Here is a 20969-nt window from a genome sequence, read left to right as displayed (position 1 = left end):
GCGACAGGGGTCAGGACCCGGACTTATGCTCTTTCAGATAGGCCCAGGACACAAACCCCTTGAACGCCCGCGCCTGTTTCAGCGACACGCGGCACCAGCGGGTGCTGCCGGTCTGTTCGCAACTGTGGACCCGAAACACGGTGCCGTTGGGAAAGCCTGCGATGACCCGGTAGCCGGTTCCGGCCCCGGCGCGCATTTTCAGCATGTCATCGTCTGAAACACCCGTCACCTCGTAATACATCGCCATTTCGGCATGGGCCGGGTTTACCACGGGGCTGCCGGGGGCATTGCCCAGCATGATTGCGGCAAGTGCGGCAAAGATGGCTCTGCGCATTGGTCTCTCCTGTTTTCTGCCTCCGGGCCATTGTAAGTGGCCAGACCGGTCGCCCGCAAGTTGCCCGACGGGAAAAGCCAGCCGGTTGCGGCTATTCAGAGACGCAGTGCTATTGTGACAGGCGGCTGACCGCGAACACCAGACTAACCACCACCCCGGCGTCGTTCCAGTCGTATGAAATCGTGCCGCCAAGCTGCGATTTCACCGTCTGGCGGATCAGCGAGCTGCCATAGCCGTCGCTGGTGCGGTTTGGGTTCGCACCGGGCCCCGTCTGACCTTCGCGGGTCTGGCCTTCGCCGGTCTGGCCATCGCCGGTCTGGCCACTCCCGTCATGCTCTTTCCAGTCGATCCTTACATCCTCGCCTGCCAACGCCCCTGTAATGTCGAGCGTGCCGGATTCAGCAGACAGCGCGCCATACTTCAACGAATTGGTCGCCAGTTCGTGCACCACCAGCGCCAGACTGGTCGCGGCGGCTTCGCCGATGCCCATCCGTGGCACCGCCACCCTGATCCGCCCGGCAAAGGCGCCATCGTCGTCATAGGGGGCAAGCAGGACAGTCATCAGATCCCCCAGCAAGGCGGCCTTGCCTTGCCCGCCCGGCAGCGGGCGCACCAGATCATGCGCGCGGCCAAGCGCCATCAGGCGATGGGTCAGCTGCCGCGACATGTCATTCACATCGGTCGAGGACCGCCCGGTGATCTTGGTCAACCCGGCAGCAATCGCCAGAAGATTCCTGACACGGTGGCTCATTTCGCCCGCCAACAGCTCATTGCCCTCTTCGGCCTGTTTGCGCCCGGTGATATCCATGAAAACGCCGGTCATGGCACGGTCCTTGATGCCGACATCGCCGCCCTGCCCGCGCGCAGAGATCCAGCGCACATCGTCACCGACCAGCGTGCGGAAGTCGATCTCGTAGCGGCCTGCCACGGAACGGGTGGCGGCAAACGCTTCCCGCACACGGTCGCGGTCGGCGGGGTGAATCTTCTCGGACAACTTTTCAAACGACAGCGGCTGATGCGGCGACACGTCCCACAGGGCATAGCCGCGCGGGTCCATCGCCAGACTGTCGGTATCGACATTCCACGACCACATCGCCACCCCCGCCGCATCGACGGCACGGCGCAGATCTTCATGTCCCCATTCGTGACCTGTGACTGTAGTGGGTGACATGATGGCTCCTTGTGCGGCAATTCCCCTTTTGTATCGGTGCATCACCCGGAAGGAAAGCCGGACCACCCTCCCGCACTGCCGGGGATGCCGGATGTTTCTGTACCGGTTTCACGAATATCCGGAACGATCCGGCGTGGCGGATGTTGTCATGGCAGCCTCCCTGTCCGCTGGCCCGGCCGACGACGCGCCCGCCCGCCGCCTGAAAGGCCTTTCCGATCATGATCGTTGCTGCCATCGCGATGCTGTCCTGTCCGCCATCTGGCGCGCCAAATTCTTTGCAGGGGTTGCCGGAACGCATAAGGGCATCCATATACCATCCACACAGATGGTTGACGGAGGATAAATTGCCACGGAGCGCAGATCGCCCGACCCCTGCCAAAACGCCGGAGTCCGAAAAGCTGACCATAAATCTTGGGTTTGTGGATCTGGGGCAGATCGAACTTCTGGTGCAGGAAGGGTTCTATTCCAACCGCAGCGACTTTATCCGCACCGCGATCCGCAACCAGATCGAACGTCACGCCGATACCCTGCGCCAGATCGTCATTCGCAAAAGCGTTGATCTGGGGTTGCGGCACATCACACGCGACGAGCTGACAACGGCACAGGCGGAGAGTCAGATGCTGGATATCCGGGTTCTGGGTCTGGTTGTCATCGCCCCCGATGTCACCCCCGACCTTGCCCGCGCCACCATTTCCGCCCTCTCCGTTCTGGGCACACTGCACGCACCAACGGCGGTCAAGGCAGCTCTTGCCGACCGCATCACCTGAGATCCAACGCCAAAGGCACAGCATGACCAGATTTTTCGCACGCGACATGGCCCAAGCCAGCAGCCTGACACGCGCTGGTAAACTGACCGAGGCAACAGCGCTGATCCAGTCGCTGTTGCGCCCCAAGGCCGGCACCGACGCACCACCACAAGAGGGGGCTTTGGTCCCGGGCCTTGCCGACAAGGACGTGATTGAGGGCACCTGCACCCCGGTCGGCGACACGCCGTCCGAGCCGGCTCCTCCGAAGGCACCAAAAGCCAAAGCCAGGAAAACTGCAGCAAAACCTGTGCCGCGCGCCCGGCGCAAAAGCCTGGGTGAAACGCTGCGCAGCCTTGCGACAGCCGGAATGCCGGGTATGGGACAGGTTGCCGCTGCGCCGCCGGAGCTGCCCACAGGCGCGCAATTCCTGACGCTGAGCCACGCCGGCCCGCAAGGCAGCCGCGACTACCGGCTCTATGTTCCCGCGCGCAAGGTCAAAGGGCCGATGCCGCTGATCGTCATGCTGCACGGCTGCACCCAGTCGCCCGAAGATTTTGCCGCCGGAACCGGCATGAATGCTCTGGCCGAAGAGACTGGCTGTCTGGTGGCCTGGCCCGCGCAGCCGCAGGGTGCGAACATGCAGAAATGCTGGAATTGGTTCCGCCCCGAAGATCAGGCCCGCGATAGCGGAGAGCCTGCGGTGATTGCCGGGATCATCCGCGACATTCTGCGCGATCACCCGGCAGATGCCAGCCGGGTCTATGTTGCCGGTCTGTCGGCTGGGGGCGCGGCAGCGGCGATCATGGGGGCGGCCTATCCTGACCTGATCGCAGCGGCCGGTGTGCATTCGGGCCTGCCGGTCGGCGGCGCGCAGGATGTGATGTCAGCGCTGTCGGCGATGCGCAACGGCGCGGCGGGCAAGGCGCAGACCGGATCGGTGCCGGTGATCGTGTTTCACGGGCTGGCCGACAGCACCGTGCATCCTGACAACGGGGCCGCAGTGATTGCGCAGACGGTGCAGGCCCGGCCCGGATTGAAGCAGGTTCGGAACTCCGGCACGTCAGGGCGGGGCCGCAGCTATCGCCACATCCGCCACGACGACAAACAGGGGCGCAGCATCGCCGAGCATTGGCAGATCGAAGGGGCGGGCCATGCCTGGTCCGGCGGGCAACCGGATGGCAGCTATACCGACCCCGAAGGCCCCGATGCGTCGCGCGAAATGCTGCGGTTCTTTGCCCAGCACCGGCTGTCTTGAGACGGGCTGTCTTGACCCGGGCGGGCCTGACATGGGCAGACGTTGCACGGGCGGACCAGTCAGGGGCAGGGTCTGGCATGGGCAAGGTTCTGGCGACAGCAGGTCGCCAGAACAAAAGCCGTCAGCTTCCGGAAGCCGCAGCAAGGGTCACTGCACTCTGGTCCCCGCCTGCAGCAAGAGCACCGGGCGGGACCGCGCGCATGCACTGCGCGGCAAGGCTGGCCTCCAGCACAGCGCGCAGGGCCTCCAAGCGGATGGGCTTGGGCAAATGCGCGTCAAACCCGGCGCTCAGATACTGGGCCAGATCCAGGGCAAGCGCATTCGCCGTGGCCGCAGCCGCATAGGCAGGCGGGCGCAGCTGATCATTTTCGATCAGGCGCAGACGGTGCAGGGTTTCGATGCCGGAAAAACCCGGCATCGAAATGTCCAGCAGATAGACATCAAACGGCTGATGTTCGGCAATGGCGATGGCCGTGTGGCCGTCTTCTGCAACATGCGGCTCGATCCCCAGCTGTTGCAGCATCGCGCGCAGCACCATCAGATTGCCCTTGCTGTCATCGGCGCACAGCACGGTCAATGTCGAGACATCCACCGTCGGCAGCGGCTGCACCTCAACCAGCGCAGGCCGAGCCGGTTCAGAGCGCGACAGTGGCAGCACGATGGTAAACCGCGTCCCCTTTCCGAACTGGCTTTGCACCTGAATGGTGCCGCCCATCGCTGTCACCAGCCGGTGCACAATCGCCATTCCCAGCCCGGTGCCGCCAAAACGGCGGGTAATGCCTTCGTCTGCCTGACTGAATTCCTTGAACATCAGGGCGATCTGCGCCTCTGTCATGCCGATGCCGGTGTCCACGACCAACAGCTGCAACTGATCCGTGCCACTGGCAGACACCCGGACACTGCCGGCTTCAGTGAATTTGACCGCGTTTCCGACCACATTTTGCAGGATCTGGTCAATCCGGTGCGCATCGCCCAGCCAGAAGGCCCCGGCCTCGGGGTGCATATCCACCTCCAGCGCCAGCCTGCGGTCCTGACATTTTGCGCCGTGCGTGGCGATGATCCGGTGCAACAAGGCGTTGATGTCAAAGGGACGCTGTTCCAGCGTGACGGCATTTGCCTCCAGCTTCGAGACATCCAGAATATCGTTGAGAATGCGGATCAGCAGATCGCCGGACTGCTGGATATGACCGATCAACTCGCGCGCCTCGGGTTGCCGGACCATGCCGTGCAACACATCGGCCAGACCAAGAACGGAATTCAGCGGTGTGCGGATTTCATGGCTCATATGCGCCAGAAACCGCGCCCGCGATTCCGCCAGATCCTGTGCCCGCTGGCGTTCCAGTGTCAGTGACCTGTTCAGCCGGGCGGCGCGCAGGGCGATCAGGCCAAAACACCATTGCAAGGCGGAATAAGCCAGAACAAAGGCGATCAGCGCTGTCGCCGTGACCAGAACCGAGGTCGGTACGCCCGATGCGGCCAGCACAAGCCGCAGCGCATAGCCAACGGCGATCACAAAAAACGGAAAGCAGACCAGCAGCCGCAGCTCCCGCTCATAGGGGCGTGACAAACGCAGGATGATCACCCCCATCGTCGCAGTCACCAGCCCGTTGATGACCGACGTGCTGACAAAGAGCAGCGGCAGGCGGGTTCCGCTCAGGACAAAGGCCCATTGCAGCCCAATGATCGCCGAGCAGATCACAGCAAAGACGCCGTAGGGCGGTCGCGCCTTCAATCCCTGATGCATGGCAAAAAAGCCGAACAGGATGCCCAGATGCGCCCCTGCGATGATAATGCAGACGCTGAGCCAGAACGGCAGATCATGATGGAACAGCAGCGTGATCGACGCCACCAGAAACCCGACATTTGAGCCGCAAAGCCAGGTGTTGGCGCGTTTCAGATCAACATCCAGAGTGCGGTTGCGGCGCTCGATCAAGCCGATCAACAGCGAGAACAGCGCCATTGTCGCGGCAATCAGGACAACGACGCTGATTTCAATGGTGACGGTCAATCTGGTTCCCTTGTGGTAAATAAAGGCGCGGTCCGGCGGACCTGACGTAGCGGTAGCGGCATTCAGAAGGCGCTGTCAAACCCCCTGCACACACACCACAACCAGTATATTCACAAGATATGATATGAACACAGGATCAGACAGGAGCGCAACACAAGAAATGAGCGGAGTCGCACTCACCTGCAGCACGCGGCCTGTGACGGGTCAGGCCCGGTTCAAAAGATCGGCCTGACCCGCACGACAGCGGGTTGTTGTCCTCTGGACTGCATGTCAGAACGTACTAGCTCAGGTCTGAAAGACTGGGATGGCATCGACCCATAAGGTGGGAAAAGCCAGAGGAATGATGGTAAGATGATTGACTGGGACCGCGTGGCCGAACTGAAGCAGACCATCGGCGCCACCGCCTTCGGCCAAGTCGTGATCCTGTTTCTGGACGAGGCAGATCAGTCCGTCGCGGGGCTTGGCGCTGCGTCAACAGCCCAAGAGATGCAGTCAGCCTTTCATGCCCTCAAGGGCACCGCCCTGACATTGGGGTTTACCGAGCTGTCAGAGATTGCCCGGCTTTGTGAAAGCCGAGCCGAAGCGGGCGAAAGTGATCTGCCGCTGGCCGAGGTTCAGGCCATCTACACCCGGTCGCGCGCAGCCTTTGTGCAGCACCTGCCAACTTTGACGACTTAGGCGATTGCAAGACCCGGCCGCGCGCCTCCGCCACTTGTCCGAAGCGCCCCCGCAAGCACCACCCGCAACGTGCCTCCGGCGGGAGTATTTAACAAGCAGCAATGGGCAGGGGTCGTCCTTTGATTTGCTGCTTGCCAAATACTCCCGCCGGAGGCGCAGGTTTCCGCGCACGATCCGGTATCATCACAAGATCAGACCGGGCAAAAGCACCCTGACATCCCCTGACATTTCCGGGTCTTATCGCCCCCCTGCCCCACGCTCAGCGGCTGGCGGCAAGGTGGCATCGGCCGTCAACGGGGCAAGACTTGCCAGATCGGCGGCGGCGTCCAGCAGGGCGGCAACCGGGCGGGCATCGCACAGGAATAGCGCATAGGTCATTGCACGGCCCGTGGCTCCCCGGCGGCTGTGATGCAGAATGCTGAGCAGATGCAGCTCGTTCTCGGTCACCACTGCGGCACAGCCAGCGCAGAACGGGTTGGCATAGCGGAAATTTTCGCTGCGCGACATCGCCATGGTCTGCACGAAAGCCGTCAACCCCGCCAATAGAATGCCGCCCCGGTGGCAGCCGAACAGGGTGTGGGCCACCATCACAGTGTCTGGCGCATAGCGGGGCCGGGTTTTGCTCATACCGGCGAAAATCAACCGCATCACCTCCAGCGCGCGGATCTCGAAATTGTCAAAGCCGGAACCTGCAAGCAGCCGCTCACGCGGGCCGGGCTGGCCGCAGGGTCTGACATGGTTCGTTGCACCCCGGAACGCGGACATGGGATCACCTTTTGGCTGGACCGCGCGGCGTGAGGGAAAGAGGAAAGGCACCACGCGGTCCGGTTTGAAACGCTGCCTGTCCGTGCCCGGGTCTGTGCCCGGATCTTCCGGTGGGTGATAATTACTTACTAAATCTATCAGGATAGTCAAGCACCTTCCTGAATGCACCAGGAGCCGGGCGCAACCTGCAGCTGCGCGTCGGAAATTGATGATGCAAAGTCGCCGCTGCTATGCGGCATTTCCGGCCCTGTTGTATGGTGGTTGAGCAAGGTGCCGCTGGCGACAGCGGAGAATTGGGAAGCCGGTGCAATTCCGGCGCTGCCCCCGCAACGGTAAAGGGAGTGTGGCGTGACATAGACCACTGGGGGCCCGCCCTTGGGAAGGTGTCGCGTCCGGGCTGCAAGGCCTGCTCTTCAGCCCGGAAACCAGCCCTGCACCGAAGACGCACACCGCGGCAGGCGGTGGGCATCAGGGCCGGCCTTGCGCCACCCTGCCGCCCGTCCCTGCCGCATATCACTATCCACCGTTCTCATGCGGGGAGGCATGGGGCAAGCGAGGTCAAGATGCTCAGCCAAGGCGACACATACGCGCAGATCCGGTCGCGGAAACCGGATTTCTCTTTGTCGCGGGAGCTTTATGCCGATCCGGGCGTCTATCAGACCGATCTGGAGGCGATCTGGTACAAGGAATGGATCTTTGCCGTTCCGGCCTGCGAACTGGCCAAGCCCGGAGCCTATGCGACGATGCAGATCGGGGCCTATCCGGTGGTGGTGATCCGGGGCAAGGACATGCGCATCCGCGCCTTTCACAACGTCTGCCGCCATCGCGGGCAGCGGCTGTGCGCCAAGGTGTCGGGCTCGACCACCAATCTGGTCTGCCCCTATCACCAATGGACCTATGATCTGGAGGGCAAGCTGATCTTTGCCCGCGACATGGGCGCGGATTTCAACCCGCAGGCCTTTGGCCTGAAAAAGGTGCATTGCGTCGATCTGGGTGGGGTCATCTATATCTGTCTGGCCGATGTGCCGCCGCCGATCGCCGATCTGGCCAGGACCGCGATGACCTATCTGGCGCCGTCGGGCCTTGGCGACGCCAAGGTGGCCTTCACGTCGAGCATCATCGAAAACGGCAACTGGAAGCTGGTGATCGAGAACAACCGCGAATGCTATCACTGTGGCGGCTCGCACCCGTCGTTGTGCCGCACCTTTTCGGACAATCCCAAGATCGGCGCGATGGACGGGCCGCATTCGGCCAGCCCGGAGATTCTGGAGCATTGGGATCGCTGCGAAGCGGCAGGCCTGCCATCGCGCTTTGTTCACCATCCGGCGTTCCAATGGCGGCTGGCGCGGATTCCGCTGCTGAACCATGCCGAAAGCTATACGATGAGCACAAAGGCGGCGGTGGCCCGGCGCATGGGGACGATGCCGTTCAACGATGCGGGCAGCCTGCTGATGTATCACTACCCCAACACCTGGAACCACTTCCTCGGCGATCACGCCATCACCTTCTGCGTGCTGCCGGTGAGTGCGACGCAAACCGAGGTGACGACGACCTGGCTGGTCCACAAGGACGCGGTTGAGGGCGTTGATTACGATCTGAAGACACTGACCGAAGTCTGGCTCGCCACCAATGACGAGGATCGTCAGGTGGTCGAGGAAAACCAGAAGGGTATTCTGTCCCCGGCCTATGAACCCGGCCCCTATTCGCCGATTCAGGAAGAAGGCGTGATCCAGTTCACCGACTGGTATTGCACCGTGATGGCTGACCGGTTGGCACCACAACCGGCGCAGGCGGCGGAATGATGGAAACCAAGATCAACTGGTCGGGCAAGCCCTGGCGCGATTCCGAGCCGCTGGAATGCGCGATGGTGGTGCCCGATGTGGCCGACACCGCCAGCTTTACCTTTCGCGCGCCGTCGGGCGCGTGGTTCGATTATCAGCCCGGTCAGTTCATCACGCTGGATCTGCCGGTGCCGGGCGGGAATGTGCAGCGCACCTATACCATTTCGTCCTCGCCCTCGCGGCCGCTGTCGATTTCGGTCACCGTCAAGGCGCAGCCCGACAGCATCGGCACGCGATGGATGCTGGAAAATCTGAAACCCGGGGTGCGGATCAAGGCCTTCGGGCCCAGCGGGATTTTCAGCTTTCACCGGCATCCGGCACAGAAGTACCTGTTCATCTCGGCGGGGTCGGGCATAACCCCGATGATGTCGATGACGACCTGGGCCTGGGATTCGGGCGCGATGCCGGACATCACCTTTGTCCATGCGGCGCGGCGTCCGTCCGAGATCATCTTTCGCGAACGGCTGGAGCAGTTTGCCAACCGGGTGCCGGGGCTGAAGCTGCGGTTCACGGTTGACGAGCCGGATCCGTTCCGCGCCTGGTCGGGCTATCAGGGGCGACTGAGCCAGATCATGCTGGGGCTGATGGCCCCGGATTATCTGGAGCGCGAGGTGTTCTGCTGCGGGCCGGAGCCGTTCATGCAGGGCGTGCGCGAGATGCTGGTCTCGCTTGGCTACAACATGGACCAGTACCATCAGGAAAGCTTTGGCGCGCCGGCGCGGACGCTGGCCGAAGTGCCGGTGCATGACGATGTGGTGCCCGATGCGGGCACCAGCGCCTCGATCCGGTTTGCGGCCTCGGGCGTCACAGCAGCCTGTTCGGAAACCGATACCGTGCTGTCGGTGGCCAAGCAGTCGGGGCTGAACATCCCGTCGGGCTGCACCTTTGGCCTGTGTGGCACCTGCAAGATCCGCAAGCTCTCGGGCGATGTGCATATGGTGCATAACGGCGGCATTTCGGAAGACGAGGTTGCCGAAGGATATATTCTCGCCTGCTGCTCGGTTCCGATTGGCGATGTGAGTGTGGATGTCTGAGAAAGGGGCCTGATTCTAGAGCTGCGGTCTTGCGGGGCCGCAGCTTCATTGGTGAAGGGTCGGCGCGCCCGAACTTGCGTGTAATTCATAATTTTCATTAGAACTATGAATTTCCGTCATGATTAAAGATGCTGTAAGGTCTCGCTTTCCTGACATTGGAAGTGACCCTGCCCCATGCTTGACCACAGCCCCCGCCTTTCGCAGCTGGCCACTCTGGCCCGAGAACGCATTCTGATCCTTGACGGCGCGATGGGGACGCAGATCCAGACTCTGGGGCTGTCCGAAGAGGATTATGGCGGCCATGGCTCGGGTCACGTCTGCCGTCACCATTCCGAGCATCCGCAAAAGGGCAACAATGACCTGTTGATCCTGACCCAACCGGAGGCGATCGAGGAGATCCATTTCCGCTATGCCATGGCAGGGGCCGATATTGTCGAGACCAACACATTTTCCGCCACCACCATCGCGCAGGCCGATTACGGCATGGAAAACGCGGTGCATGATCTGAACGCGCAAGGTGCGCGCATCGTGCGCCGCGCGCTGGACCGGGCGACGGCGATTGACGGGCGGCCGCGCTTTGTGGCCGGGGCCATCGGGCCGACCAACCGCACCGCCAGTCTGAGCCCGGATGTGAATGATCCGGGCTACCGCGCGGTCACGTTCGATGACCTGCGCATCGCCTATGGCCAGCAGGTGCGCGGGCTGGTGGCGGGCGGCGCCGATCTGATCCTGATCGAGACGATCTTTGACACGCTGAACGCCAAGGCCGCGATTTTCGCCTGCTTTGAGGTGTTTGCCGAAACCGGCCATCGCCTGCCCCTGATGATTTCGGGCACCATCACCGATGCCTCTGGCCGCACGCTCTCGGGCCAGACGCCGACCGCGTTCTGGCATTCGGTGGCCCATGCCCGGCCCTTTACCGTGGGCCTGAACTGCGCGCTGGGGGCGTCGGCCATGCGGCCGCATCTGGCCGAACTGGCGGGCGTGGCCCCCACCTTCATCTGCGCCTATCCCAACGCCGGGCTGCCCAATGCCTTTGGCCAATATGACGAGGGCCCGGACGAGACGGCGGCCCAGATCGCCGGTTTCGCGCGTGAGGGGCTGGTGAATGTGGTCGGCGGCTGCTGCGGCACCACGCCTGACCACATCAAGGCCATCGCCGATGCGGTGGCAGGCCAAGCACCGAGGATCGTCACATGACCCCCTATCTGCGCCTGTCGGGGCTGGAGCCCTTTGTCCTGACTCCGGACATTCCGTTTGTGAACATCGGCGAGCGGACCAATGTGACCGGCTCGGCCCGGTTCCGCAAACTGATTGTCAACCGCGACTATGCGGCAGCACTGGAGGTGGCGCGCGATCAGGTCGAGAACGGCGCGCAGATCATCGACATCAACATGGATGAAGGGCTGATCGATTCCAAATCCGCGATGGTCGAGTTTCTGAACCTGTTGGCGGCGGAACCGGACATCGCCCGTGTGCCGGTGATGATCGACAGCTCCAAATGGGAGGTGATCGAGGCGGGCCTGAAATGCGTGCAGGGCAAGCCGGTGGTGAACTCGATCAGCATGAAAGAGGGCGAAGCCGCGTTCCGGCATCAGGCAGAGCTGTGCCTTGCCTATGGCGCAGCGGTGGTGGTGATGGCCTTTGACGAGGCCGGACAGGCCGACAGCTTTGCCCGCAAGACCGAAATCTGCGCCCGCGCCTATCGCATTCTGGTCGAGGAGGTGGGATTCCCGCCCGAAGACATCATCTTTGACCCCAATATCTTTGCCGTCGCGACCGGGATCGAGGAACACAACAATTACGGCGTCGATTTTCTGGAAGCGACGCGCTGGATCAGGCAGAACCTGCCGCATGCCCATGTCTCGGGCGGGGTGTCGAACCTGTCCTTTTCCTTCCGGGGCAATGACACCGTGCGCGAGGCGATGCATGCGGTGTTCCTCTATCATGCCATTCAGGCGGGCATGGATATGGGCATCGTCAATGCCGGGCAGCTGGTGGTGTATGACCAGATCGACCCGGAATTGCGCGAGGCCTGTGAAGATGTGGTGCTCAACCGCCGCGCAGATGGCACCGACCGCCTGCTGGAGATCGCAGATCGCTTCAAGGGCGGCGCGCGCGAGGAAAAGGTCCGCGATCTGGCCTGGCGTGACTGGCCGGTGGAAAAGCGGCTGGAACATGCGCTGGTCAATGGCATCACCGAATTCATCGAAGCCGATACCGAAGCCGCGCGCCAGTTGGCAGACCGCCCGCTGCATGTGATCGAAGGCCCGCTGATGGCGGGGATGAACGTGGTGGGCGATCTGTTCGGCGCGGGCAAGATGTTTTTGCCGCAGGTGGTGAAATCGGCCCGGGTGATGAAACAGGCGGTGGCGGTGCTGTTGCCCTATATGGACGCCGAAAAGCTGGCCAATGGCGGGATCGGGCGGCAGACAGCGGGCAAGGTGCTGATGGCCACGGTGAAGGGCGATGTGCATGACATCGGCAAGAACATCGTCGGGGTTGTGCTGGCCTGCAACAATTACGAGATCATCGACCTTGGCGTGATGGTGCCGCCGCAAAAGATCTTGCAGGTGGCGCGCGAGGAAAAGGTCGATGTGATCGGGTTGTCTGGTCTGATCACCCCCAGCCTGGATGAGATGGTACATCTGGCGTCCGAGATGCAGCGCGAGGGCTTTACCATTCCGCTGCTGATCGGCGGGGCGACCACGTCGAAGGTGCATACAGCTGTCAAGATCGCACCGCGCTATGCGGGACCAGCGGTCTATGTGCTGGATGCCAGCCGCGCGGTGGGGGTGGTGTCGGCGCTGCTCAGCCCGGAACAGCAAGCTCCGTTCATTGCCTCCTTGCGCGACGAATACCGCGAGGTGTCCGAACGGCATGAGCGCAACGAGCGGGCAAAGCAACGCCTGCCGCTGGCACAGGCCCGCGCCAATGCCCTGCGGCTGGACTGGCAGGACTATCAGGTGCCCGCGCCAAAGCGGCTGGGCGCGCAGGTGATTGACGACTGGGATCTGGCCGAAATCGCCCGCTACATCGACTGGACCCCGTTTTTCCAGACCTGGGAGCTGAAGGGCAGCTATCCGAAAATCCTGAACGATGAAAAGCAGGGCGAGGCCGCCCGCGCGCTGTTTGCCGATGCACAAGAGATGCTGCAGCGCATCATCACCGAGCGCTGGTTCGGCCCGCGTGCGGTGGTGGGCTTCTGGCCCGCCAATGCGGTGGGCGAGGATATCCGGCTGTTTACTGACGAGACCCGCAGCGAGGCGGTCGCCACCCTGCACACCCTGCGCCAGCAACATGCCAAGCGCGAGGGCCGCCCGAATGTGGCGCTGGCCGATTTTGTGGCGCCCGAAGGCACCGTGCCCGACTACGTCGGCGGCTTTGTGGTGACGGCAGGGCCGGAAGAGGCGGCGATTGCGGCGCAGTTCGACGCCAAGAACGACAATTACTCCGCCATTCTGGTCAAGGCCCTGGCCGACCGTTATGCCGAAGCTATGGCCGAAATGCTGCACCAACGGGTGCGGCGCGAGCTGTGGGGCTATGCCGAGGGCGAGCAGTTTGCCCCCGATGAGCTGGTGGGCGAGCCTTATCGCGGCATCCGCCCTGCCCCCGGCTATCCGGCGCAGCCCGACCATACCGAAAAGCTGACCCTGTTCCGCCTGCTGGATGCCGAGGCGGCGACGGGGGTGGAACTGACCGAAAGCATGGCGATGTGGCCCGGATCTTCGGTTTCGGGGCTTTATATCGGCCACCCTGACAGCTATTACTTTGGCGTGGCCAAGGTCGAACGCGATCAGGTTGCCGACTATGCTGCGCGCAAAGGCATGGATCTGGCCGAGGCCGAACGCTGGCTTGCGCCGATCCTCAACTACATCCCCTCGCCCACTGCGGCCCTCGCGGCAGAATAAGACGACCACTACATATTGACAGCCGAAGCCGTTCCGGGTCAATTAGTAGCGTCATGGTGACCCGGGGCGACTCGGGGATGAAAAGGGAAGCCGGTGCGGGTCAGGGCCCAAAGCCGGTGCTGCCCCCGCAACTGTAAGCGGCGAGCGACGCTGAAACGCCACTGGGGGCAAGCCCCCCGGGAAGGTCAGCCGAGCCCCGACCCGCGAGCCAGGAGACCTGCCTTGACGCAGACGACCGAAACCGTGCGGTGGGCATGGGGGCGTGATCGTGGCGGGTGTCCTGCCTTTGATCCGTGCCTGTTCCCGCAAGACACTGCCAAAAGGGACAAAGGCATGACCATCACCGTTTATTCGAAACCCGCCTGCGTGCAATGCACCGCCACCACCCGCGCGCTGGACGCCAAGGGAATCGCTTATAGCGTGATCGACCTGACTGAAGACGCAGAGGCGATGGAGCGGGTGATGTCGCTGGGCTATCGTCAGGCCCCGGTGGTGGTGGCAGGCGGCGCACATTGGGCCGGTTTCCGCCCCGACATGATCGGCCAGCTGGCCTGACACCGTGGGCGGGCTGGTCTATTACTCGTCCGCCTCGGGCAATACCGCGCGCTTTGTTGCAGCGCTTGGCCTGAGTGCGACGCGGATCCCGATCCGGCCCGCCGACCCGATGCCCACCCCTGCCCTGCCCTATGTGCTGATCTGCCCGACCTTTGCCGACGGCATGGGGCGCGGCGCGGTGCCAAAGCAGGTCATTGCCTTTCTGAACGACCCCGCCCGCCGCGCCCTGATCCGGGGTGTCATTGCTGGCGGAAACCGGAATTTCGGCGCGACCTATGCCCTTGCGGGCAAGGTGATCGCCGCAAAATGCGCCATACCCGTGCTCTACAGCTTTGAGCTGGCGGGAACCGAAACCGACGTAACCCGCGTGCGCGCGGGGCTTGACCGCTTCTGGGGGACTGAATGCTTGACGCCGTGAAACCTGCGCTGGATTACCACGCGCTGAATGCCATGCTGAACCTGTACGACGATCAGGGCCGCATCCGGTTCGACGCCGACCGCATGGCCGCGCGGCAGTATTTCCTGCAGCATGTGAACCAGAACACGGTGTTCTTTCATTCGCTGGATGAAAAGCTGGGCTATCTGGTGGCCGAGGGGTATTATGAGGCTGCGGTGCTGGACCAGTATTCGCGCAACTTTCACCGCCAGATCTGGGATGCGGCCTATGCCGCCAAGTTCCGCTTTCCGACCTTTCTGGGCGCGTTCAAGTATTATACCAGCTACACGCTGAAAACCCGCGACGGTCAGCGCTATCTGGAACGCTATGAGGACCGGGTGGTGATGGTCGCCCTGACGCTGGCGCGGGGCAATGAAGATCTGGCGCTGCGCTTCATGGCCGAGATGCTGGCGGGCCGGTTCCAGCCTGCCACGCCCACATTCCTGAACGCGGGCAAGGCGCAGCGCGGCGAGCTGATCTCGTGCTTCCTGCTGCGGATCGAAGACAATATGGAATCGATCGGCCGCAGCATCAATTCGGCGCTGCAACTGTCGAAGCGTGGCGGCGGCGTCGCCCTGATGCTGACCAACCTGCGCGAGGCCGGTGCGCCGATCAAGGGGATCGAGAACCAGTCGTCGGGCGTGATTCCGGTGATGAAGCTGCTCGAAGACAGCTTTTCCTATGCCAACCAGCTGGGCGCGCGGCAGGGCGCGGGCGCGGTCTATCTGAACGCGCATCACCCGGATATTCTGCGCTTTCTGGACACCAAGCGCGAGAATGCGGATGAGAAAATCCGCATCAAGACCCTGTCGCTGGGCGTGGTCATTCCCGACATCACCTTTGAGCTGGCCAAGAAAAATCAGGACATGTACCTGTTTTCGCCGCATGATGTGGAGCGCGTGTATGGCGTGCCGTTCTCGGAAATCTCGGTCACCGAGAAATATGCCGAGATGGTGGACGACAAACGCATCAAGAAGCGCAAGATCAACGCGCGCGAGTTTTTCCAGACCATCGCCGAGATCCAGTTTGAATCCGGCTATCCCTATATCATGTTCGAGGACACGGTGAACCGCGCCAACCCGATTGCCGGGCGGATCAGCATGTCGAACCTGTGCTCGGAAATCCTGCAGGTGAACGCCGCCAGCGCCTTCAACGAAGATCTGAGCTACGCGCAGATGGGCAGCGATATTTCCTGCAACCTCGGTTCGCTGAACATCGCGGCCACCATGGATGGCCCGGATTTCGGGGCAACGGTGGAAAACGCGATCCGCGCGCTGACGGCTGTGTCGGAAATGTCGGCGATTGACTCGGTGCCGTCGATCCGGCGCGGCAATGACGAGGCCCATGCGGTGGGACTGGGCCAGATGAACCTGCACGGGTTTCTGGCGCGCGAACGCATTCACTACGGCAGTGCCGAAGGGGTGGAATTCACCTCGGTCTATTTCGCCGCTGTCGCCTATCACGCGATCCGCGCCTCTTGCCTGCTGGCGCAGGAAAAGGGCACGACCTTCACGGGCTTTGCCGAGTCGAAATACGCCGATGGCTCTTTCTTTGACAAATACACCAGCCGCGACTGGCTGCCCGCCCTGCCCGATGTGGCGCGGGTGTTTGCGGACATCACGCTGCCCACCCGCGCGGACTGGGCCAGCCTGCGCGCCGATGTGATGGCGCACGGGCTGTATAACCGCAACCTGCAGGCGGTGCCGCCGACCGGGTCAATCAGCTATATCAACAACTCCACCAGCTCGATCCACCCGATCGTGTCCAAGGTCGAGATCCGCAAGGAAGGCAAGATCGGCCGGGTCTATTACCCCGCCGCCTTCATGACCAACGACAATCTGGACTACTATCGCGACGCCTATGAAATCGGGCCGGAGGCGATCATCGACGTTTATGCGGCGGCGACCGAACATGTCGATCAGGGCCTGAGCCTGACGCTGTTTTTCCCGTCGGATGCCACCACCCGCGACATCAACCGCGCGCAGATCTATGCGTGGAAAAAAGGCATCAAGACCATCTATTACATCCGCCTGCGCCAGACCGCCCTTGAGGGGACGGAAGTGCAAGGCTGCGTTTCCTGCACATTGTGAGCATTGCCATGAAAGATATGATCACCCCGGTCGCCGTGCCGCGCGCCATCAACTGGAACCGTCTGCAGGATGACAAGGATCTGGAGGTCTGGAACCGGCTGACGGTCAACTTCTGGCTGCCGGAAAAGGTGCCGCTGTCGAATGACGTGCAAAGCTGGGCGACGCTGCGGCCCGAAGAGCGCGAGCTGACGATCCGGGTATTCACCGGGCTGACGCTGCTCGATACGATCCAGAACACCGTTGGCGCGCCGGCGCTGCTGCCCGATGCCCAGACCCCGCATGAAGAGGCGGTGCTGACCAACATCGCCTTTATGGAGGCGGTGCATGCCCGCAGCTATTCGTCGATCTTCTCGACCCTGTGTTCGACCAAAGAGGTCGATGAAGCGTTCCGCTGGTCCGAAGACAACCCGCATCTGCAGGCCAAGGCCCGCGCGATCCTGACCGATTATGCCCCCGGCGCTGACCCGCTGAAGCGCAAGATCGCAAGCGTGTTTCTGGAAAGCTTCCTGTTCTATTCCGGCTTTTATCTGCCGATGTACTGGTCCAGCCGCGCCCGGCTGACCAATACGGCCGACCTGATCCGGCTGATCATCCGCGACGAGGCGGTGCATGGCTATTACATCGGCTACAAGTTCCAGCGCGCGCTGGAGCGCGAGACCGGGGCGCGGCAGGCCGAGCTCAAGGAATACGCCTTTGCACTGATGTTCGATCTGTATGACATCGAGGCGAAGTATACGGCCGAGCTGTATGACGGCATTGGCCTGACCGAAGATGTCAAAGCCTTCCTGCATTACAATGCCAACAAGGCGTTGCAGAACCTCGGCTATGAGGCGTTGTTTCCCGCTGCCGCCTGCGAGGTGAACCCCGCCATTCTGGCGGCCCTAAGCCCCGACAGCGAGAACCACGACTTCTTTTCCGGCTCAGGGTCATCGTATGTGATCGGCAAGGCGGTCGCGACACAGGATGAAGACTGGGATTTCTGACCGGCGAACGCACAATCCTGACCGCCGGGGAAGTTCCCGGCGGCAGGCGGCCCAGCGTTTGCGTCACGCGGCCTCAAGCACCAGAAAGATCACGCAGAGCGACACCAGCAGCACCCCGGTCAATTCACGTGGACCCAGTTTCTCGCGAAAATAGAGCGTCGAGAACAGCAGGGTAAAGATCACCTCGACCTGCCCCAGCGCGCGGACGTAAGCCGCATTCTGCAAGGAAAATGCCGCAAACCACCCCAGCGAGCCCAACAGCCCGGTGATCCCGACCGGCCCGGTGCGGCGCCAGCCCTGCAACACGCGCCGGATCTCGCCCGGTTCGCGCAAGACCAGCCAGACCGCCATGATCACCGATTGCATTACCGTCGCCGCCGCCAGGGCCAGCAGGGCGCGCAAAAGGAACGGCGCAGGCTCCAGCGACAGGGTGGCCCCGCGATAGCAGATGGCCGCCACCGCAAACAGCCCGCCCGCCGCAAGGCCAAACGCCACCGGACGCCCCTCGAACGCGGCGGTGCGGCCTGCCGGAAACGACAGGCACACCAGCCCGGCAAAGCCGATGGCCATCGACAGGGCCGCGGGCCACGACACGGTTTCACCAAGGATCAGGGCAGAGGCCACGGCCACTTGCAGCACCTCGGTCTTGGTAAAGGCAATGCCGGTCGCAAAGCTGCGCATGCCCATCAGCCGGACCGTCAGCTCGGTCGCGATGATCTGCGCCACCCCGCCGACCAGCACAAAGCCAAAGAACGGCAGGTCGGGAAACGGCAACGCAACGCCGGTCTGCTGGTAGAGCACAAATGCCGCGAGCGACGCCAGCGGTGCTGCGAACAGAAAGCGGGCAAAGGTGGCCCCGCCGGGCGACAGCCCGGTCGCCCCCAGCGCCTTTTGCAAGGCAAAGCGAAGGGTCTGCGCCGCTGCGGCAAAAATCGTGAAGGCAATCCAGAGTTCCATCGGAAATGTGATGCCACGGCTCCTGCAGGAAAACCAGTCGCTGAATCGGCAAAATGACGTAGGGGCCGCGACACTTAAAACATTGCCATATCAGCCATATTGGGCCACGTTCAGACAATTGCGCCCAAAGCTGTGGTGCGCCTTGGCCGCCTGTTTCAGAGATCCTCTATGAACCCCCGTTCCGAAATTCACGCCCGTCTGGCCGCCTCGCTCAAGGAAGCGCGGACGGCGAAAGGGTTGAGTCTGGATGCCGTGGCAAAGCTGTCCGGTGTCAGCCGGTCCATGGTCAGCCAGATCGAGCGTGGGGAATCCAGCCCGACCGTTGCGACGCTGTGGAACCTGACGCAGGCGCTTCAGGTCGATTTCGCGGGGCTGCTGGAAGCGCGCGAAACCCCACGGATCGAGGTGATCCGCGCCGAGGCCGCGCCGGTGATTGGCGGGCGGGGTGTGGGGGTCAGCATCCGCATCCTGTCGCCTGCCGAGGCGGTTGGCGTGCATGAGGTCTATGACCTGACCCTCGCCGCCGGGGGCAAGCTGATCAGCGATCCGCACGGGCCGGGCTGCCGCGAGCATCTGACCCTGCTGGACGGCGCGATCGAGGTGACCTCGGGCGAGGAAAGCCAGCAGCTGTCCACCGGCGACACGGCGCGCTATTTCGCCGACCGCCCGCACCGGATCGAGGCGGTGGGCGGCCCGGCCCGTGCCATTCTGATTGTGCAGAACAGCTAAAGCATTTCGGGAAAAATCTGCATCGCTTTTCGCTGCCTCTCGCTGCGCTCGAACGCGAAAAGCGATACTTGATGTTTCAAGTATTTCCCGAAACGCTATTGGCGTCCTGCGGCAGACGCGCCTTTGCCTCGACCTGCGGATAGCTGCGCGCCATCAGCAGGGTCCGCGCCAGGCTCATCACGATCAGCCCCAGCCAGAGCGCATGGTTGCCGATCAGCGGCAGACCGATCAGGATCGTGGCCAGATAGAAGATCAGCGAGACGAACATGACGTTGCGCATCTGGCGCGACATCGTGGCCCCGATGAAAATGCCGTCAAAGATGAAGCTGCCAAAGCTGGCCAGCGGCATGATCCAGACCCAAGGCAGATAGCGCATCGCTTCAGCCTGCACCTCGGGCGCGGTGGTCATCAGCGCGATCAGCTGCGGCCCGCCGAAAAAGGCCGCCGTGGTCAGCAAAAGACTGCCCCCCAGCGCCCATTGGCCCGACAACAGCGCCGCGCGGCGCAAGGGGCGCACGGCCCGCGCGCCCACCGCCTGCCCCACCAGCGCTTCGGCGGAAAAGGCAAAGGCATCAAGCATATACGAGAACAAGTGCAGAAACTGCAGCAAGACCTGATTGGCGGCAAGGCTGACATCGCCCTGCCCAGCCGACAAGAAAATGAACGAGGTATAGCTCGCCTGCAGCAGCACCGAGCGCAGCACCAGATCGGCGTTCATCGCCATGGTCTGCTTCAGCGCCACACGCTCGGCAATCTCGGCCCAGCGAGAGCGCAGCGCCGGCAGAAACGCGCCACGGCACAGCCAGATCGCCATGCCAAAGCCCGCCCATTCACCGATCAATGTGGCCGCAGCCACCCCCGGCACGCCAAGGCCAAGCACCATCACGAACAGCACATCCAGCGCGATGTTGATGACGTTGATCCACAGCTGCAGCATCAGCACCGAGCGCGCCTTTTCCAGCGCGATCAGCCAGCCGGTCATCGCATAAAGCGCGATGGTGGCAGGCGCACCCCAGATGCGGATCGAGACATAGCTGCGCGCCAGATCCTCCACCTCGTCCGACGCGGGCGACAGCATGAAGGCCCCGGCCAGCACCGGCAGGTGCAAAAGGATCATGCCCGCGCCGCACAGCCCGGCGATCAGCAGGGCGCGGTGCAGAACCAGCGCGGTTTCGCGGGGCTGGCCCCGGCCATGCGCCTGCGCGGTCAGGCCAGAGGTGCCCATCCGCAGAAAGGTGAACAGCATATAGACGGTCGACAGGATGATCCCGCCAAGGCCAACCGCGCCGATCGGGGCCGCCGCCCCCATCTGGCCCACCACCGCCGTATCCACCAGCCCCAGCAACGGGATCGTGGCATTGGACACAAGGATCGGCAGGGCAATGTTGAGCACCCTGCGGTTGGTGATCGCAGAGGTGCTGACAGGCGGCGTGCTGGCTTCGGTCATTGGGTATGTCCGGCGTGACGCGGGCGGAT

19 protein-coding genes and 2 riboswitches are annotated in these 20969 nt (G+C 62.8%); of the genes, 13 read left to right on the top strand and 6 right to left on the bottom strand.

The features are described 5' to 3' along the window. Positions 1–10 precede the first annotated feature (10 nt). Both J2X53_RS07905 and J2X53_RS07900 read right to left on the bottom strand, forming a co-directional pair. Entirely contained in the window at positions 11–334 is a 324-nt protein-coding gene (locus J2X53_RS07905) for an SH3 domain-containing protein (protein ID WP_349036948.1), read from the bottom strand. 109 nt (positions 335–443) lie between these two features. Next, complete coding sequence (locus J2X53_RS07900) at positions 444–1505, bottom strand: HWE histidine kinase domain-containing protein (protein ID WP_349036947.1); 1062 nt, start codon at positions 1503–1505, stop codon at positions 444–446. Positions 1506–1596: 91 nt separating this feature from the next. Between J2X53_RS07900 and J2X53_RS07895 the strand changes: the two genes are divergently transcribed. The 3 genes from J2X53_RS07895 to J2X53_RS07885 are packed head-to-tail and all read left to right on the top strand — an operon-like array spanning position 1597 to position 3506. Next, positions 1597–1848 carry a hypothetical protein gene (locus J2X53_RS07895; protein ID WP_349036946.1) on the top strand — a complete coding sequence of 84 codons (252 nt, stop codon included), beginning with the start codon at positions 1597–1599 and terminating at the stop codon, positions 1846–1848. A 1-nt stretch (position 1849) separates the two neighbouring features. Further along, on the top strand, positions 1850–2272 hold the full coding sequence (locus J2X53_RS07890; protein ID WP_349036945.1) for a CopG family transcriptional regulator: 423 nt from the start codon (positions 1850–1852) through the stop codon (positions 2270–2272). Positions 2273–2294: 22 nt separating this feature from the next. Next, positions 2295–3506, top strand: coding sequence for a PHB depolymerase family esterase (locus J2X53_RS07885; RefSeq protein ID WP_349036944.1), 1212 nt, complete (start codon positions 2295–2297; stop codon positions 3504–3506). A 121-nt stretch (positions 3507–3627) separates the two neighbouring features. On the opposite strand, the gene J2X53_RS07880 is transcribed toward J2X53_RS07885, so the two are convergent. Then, entirely contained in the window at positions 3628–5514 is a 1887-nt protein-coding gene (locus J2X53_RS07880) for an ATP-binding protein (protein ID WP_349036943.1), read from the bottom strand. Positions 5515–5865: 351 nt separating this feature from the next. Here J2X53_RS07880 and J2X53_RS07875 point away from each other — a divergent pair, with 351 nt between their 5' ends. Beyond that, positions 5866–6192 (top strand): Hpt domain-containing protein, encoded by a 327-nt coding sequence (locus J2X53_RS07875; protein WP_349036942.1) that lies wholly within the window; start codon positions 5866–5868, stop codon positions 6190–6192. Between the two features lie 237 nt (positions 6193–6429). On the opposite strand, the gene J2X53_RS07870 is transcribed toward J2X53_RS07875, so the two are convergent. Next, positions 6430–6957 (bottom strand): hypothetical protein, encoded by a 528-nt coding sequence (locus J2X53_RS07870; protein ID WP_349036941.1) that lies wholly within the window; start codon positions 6955–6957, stop codon positions 6430–6432. A 251-nt stretch (positions 6958–7208) separates the two neighbouring features. After that, positions 7209–7406, top strand: a riboswitch (cobalamin riboswitch). A 114-nt stretch (positions 7407–7520) separates the two neighbouring features. On the opposite strand from J2X53_RS07870, the gene J2X53_RS07865 reads away from it, so the two are divergent. From J2X53_RS07865 to nrdF, 8 genes are all read left to right on the top strand, one after another. Then, entirely contained in the window at positions 7521–8759 is a 1239-nt protein-coding gene (locus J2X53_RS07865; protein WP_349036940.1) for an aromatic ring-hydroxylating dioxygenase subunit alpha, read from the top strand. Beyond that, the gene (locus tag J2X53_RS07860) at positions 8756–9832 is read left to right on the top strand and encodes a hybrid-cluster NAD(P)-dependent oxidoreductase (RefSeq protein WP_349036939.1); all 1077 of its coding nucleotides are present in this window, start codon (positions 8756–8758) and stop codon (positions 9830–9832) included. Before J2X53_RS07865 ends, J2X53_RS07860 begins: the two co-directional genes overlap by 4 nt. Before the next feature lie 174 nt (positions 9833–10006). Continuing rightward, positions 10007–11032: a homocysteine S-methyltransferase family protein gene (locus J2X53_RS07855; RefSeq protein ID WP_349036938.1), complete on the top strand. Its 1026-nt coding sequence runs from the start codon at positions 10007–10009 to the stop codon at positions 11030–11032. Next, positions 11029–13743, top strand: a complete 2715-nt coding sequence (gene metH / locus J2X53_RS07850; RefSeq protein ID WP_349036937.1) for a methionine synthase — start codon at positions 11029–11031, stop codon at positions 13741–13743. Before J2X53_RS07855 ends, metH begins: the two co-directional genes overlap by 4 nt. Positions 13744–13780: 37 nt before the next feature. After that, positions 13781–13983: riboswitch (cobalamin riboswitch) on the top strand. A gap of 93 nt (positions 13984–14076) precedes the next feature. After that, a complete protein-coding gene (gene nrdH / locus J2X53_RS07845; RefSeq protein ID WP_349036936.1) occupies positions 14077–14298 on the top strand; it encodes a glutaredoxin-like protein NrdH in 222 nt (73 codons plus the stop codon). Positions 14299–14302: 4 nt separating this feature from the next. Then, positions 14303–14716, top strand: a complete 414-nt coding sequence (gene nrdI / locus J2X53_RS07840; RefSeq protein ID WP_349036935.1) for a class Ib ribonucleoside-diphosphate reductase assembly flavoprotein NrdI — start codon at positions 14303–14305, stop codon at positions 14714–14716. Next, complete coding sequence (gene nrdE / locus J2X53_RS07835) at positions 14701–16824, top strand: class 1b ribonucleoside-diphosphate reductase subunit alpha (protein WP_349036934.1); 2124 nt, start codon at positions 14701–14703, stop codon at positions 16822–16824. Before nrdI ends, nrdE begins: the two co-directional genes overlap by 16 nt. Before the next feature lie 8 nt (positions 16825–16832). Then, positions 16833–17807 carry a class 1b ribonucleoside-diphosphate reductase subunit beta gene (nrdF, locus tag J2X53_RS07830; protein WP_349036933.1) on the top strand — a complete coding sequence of 325 codons (975 nt, stop codon included), beginning with the start codon at positions 16833–16835 and terminating at the stop codon, positions 17805–17807. A 63-nt stretch (positions 17808–17870) separates the two neighbouring features. On the opposite strand, the gene J2X53_RS07825 is transcribed toward nrdF, so the two are convergent. Further along, positions 17871–18764 carry a DMT family transporter gene (locus J2X53_RS07825; RefSeq protein ID WP_349036932.1) on the bottom strand — a complete coding sequence of 298 codons (894 nt, stop codon included), beginning with the start codon at positions 18762–18764 and terminating at the stop codon, positions 17871–17873. Positions 18765–18932: 168 nt separating this feature from the next. Between J2X53_RS07825 and J2X53_RS07820 the strand changes: the two genes are divergently transcribed. After that, positions 18933–19493 (top strand): helix-turn-helix domain-containing protein, encoded by a 561-nt coding sequence (locus J2X53_RS07820; protein WP_349036931.1) that lies wholly within the window; start codon positions 18933–18935, stop codon positions 19491–19493. 76 nt (positions 19494–19569) lie between these two features. On the opposite strand, the gene J2X53_RS07815 is transcribed toward J2X53_RS07820, so the two are convergent. Further along, positions 19570–20940, bottom strand: a complete 1371-nt coding sequence (locus tag J2X53_RS07815) for an MATE family efflux transporter (protein WP_349036930.1) — start codon at positions 20938–20940, stop codon at positions 19570–19572. Positions 20941–20969: the final 29 nt, after the last annotated feature.

This window comes from Pseudotabrizicola sp. 4114, from assembly GCF_031457365.1.
In the GTDB taxonomy this organism is placed as follows: Bacteria; Pseudomonadota; Alphaproteobacteria; order Rhodobacterales; family Rhodobacteraceae; genus Pseudotabrizicola.
Note: the sequence above shows the minus strand (reverse complement) of the source record. Positions and strands in the feature narration are given on the sequence as shown.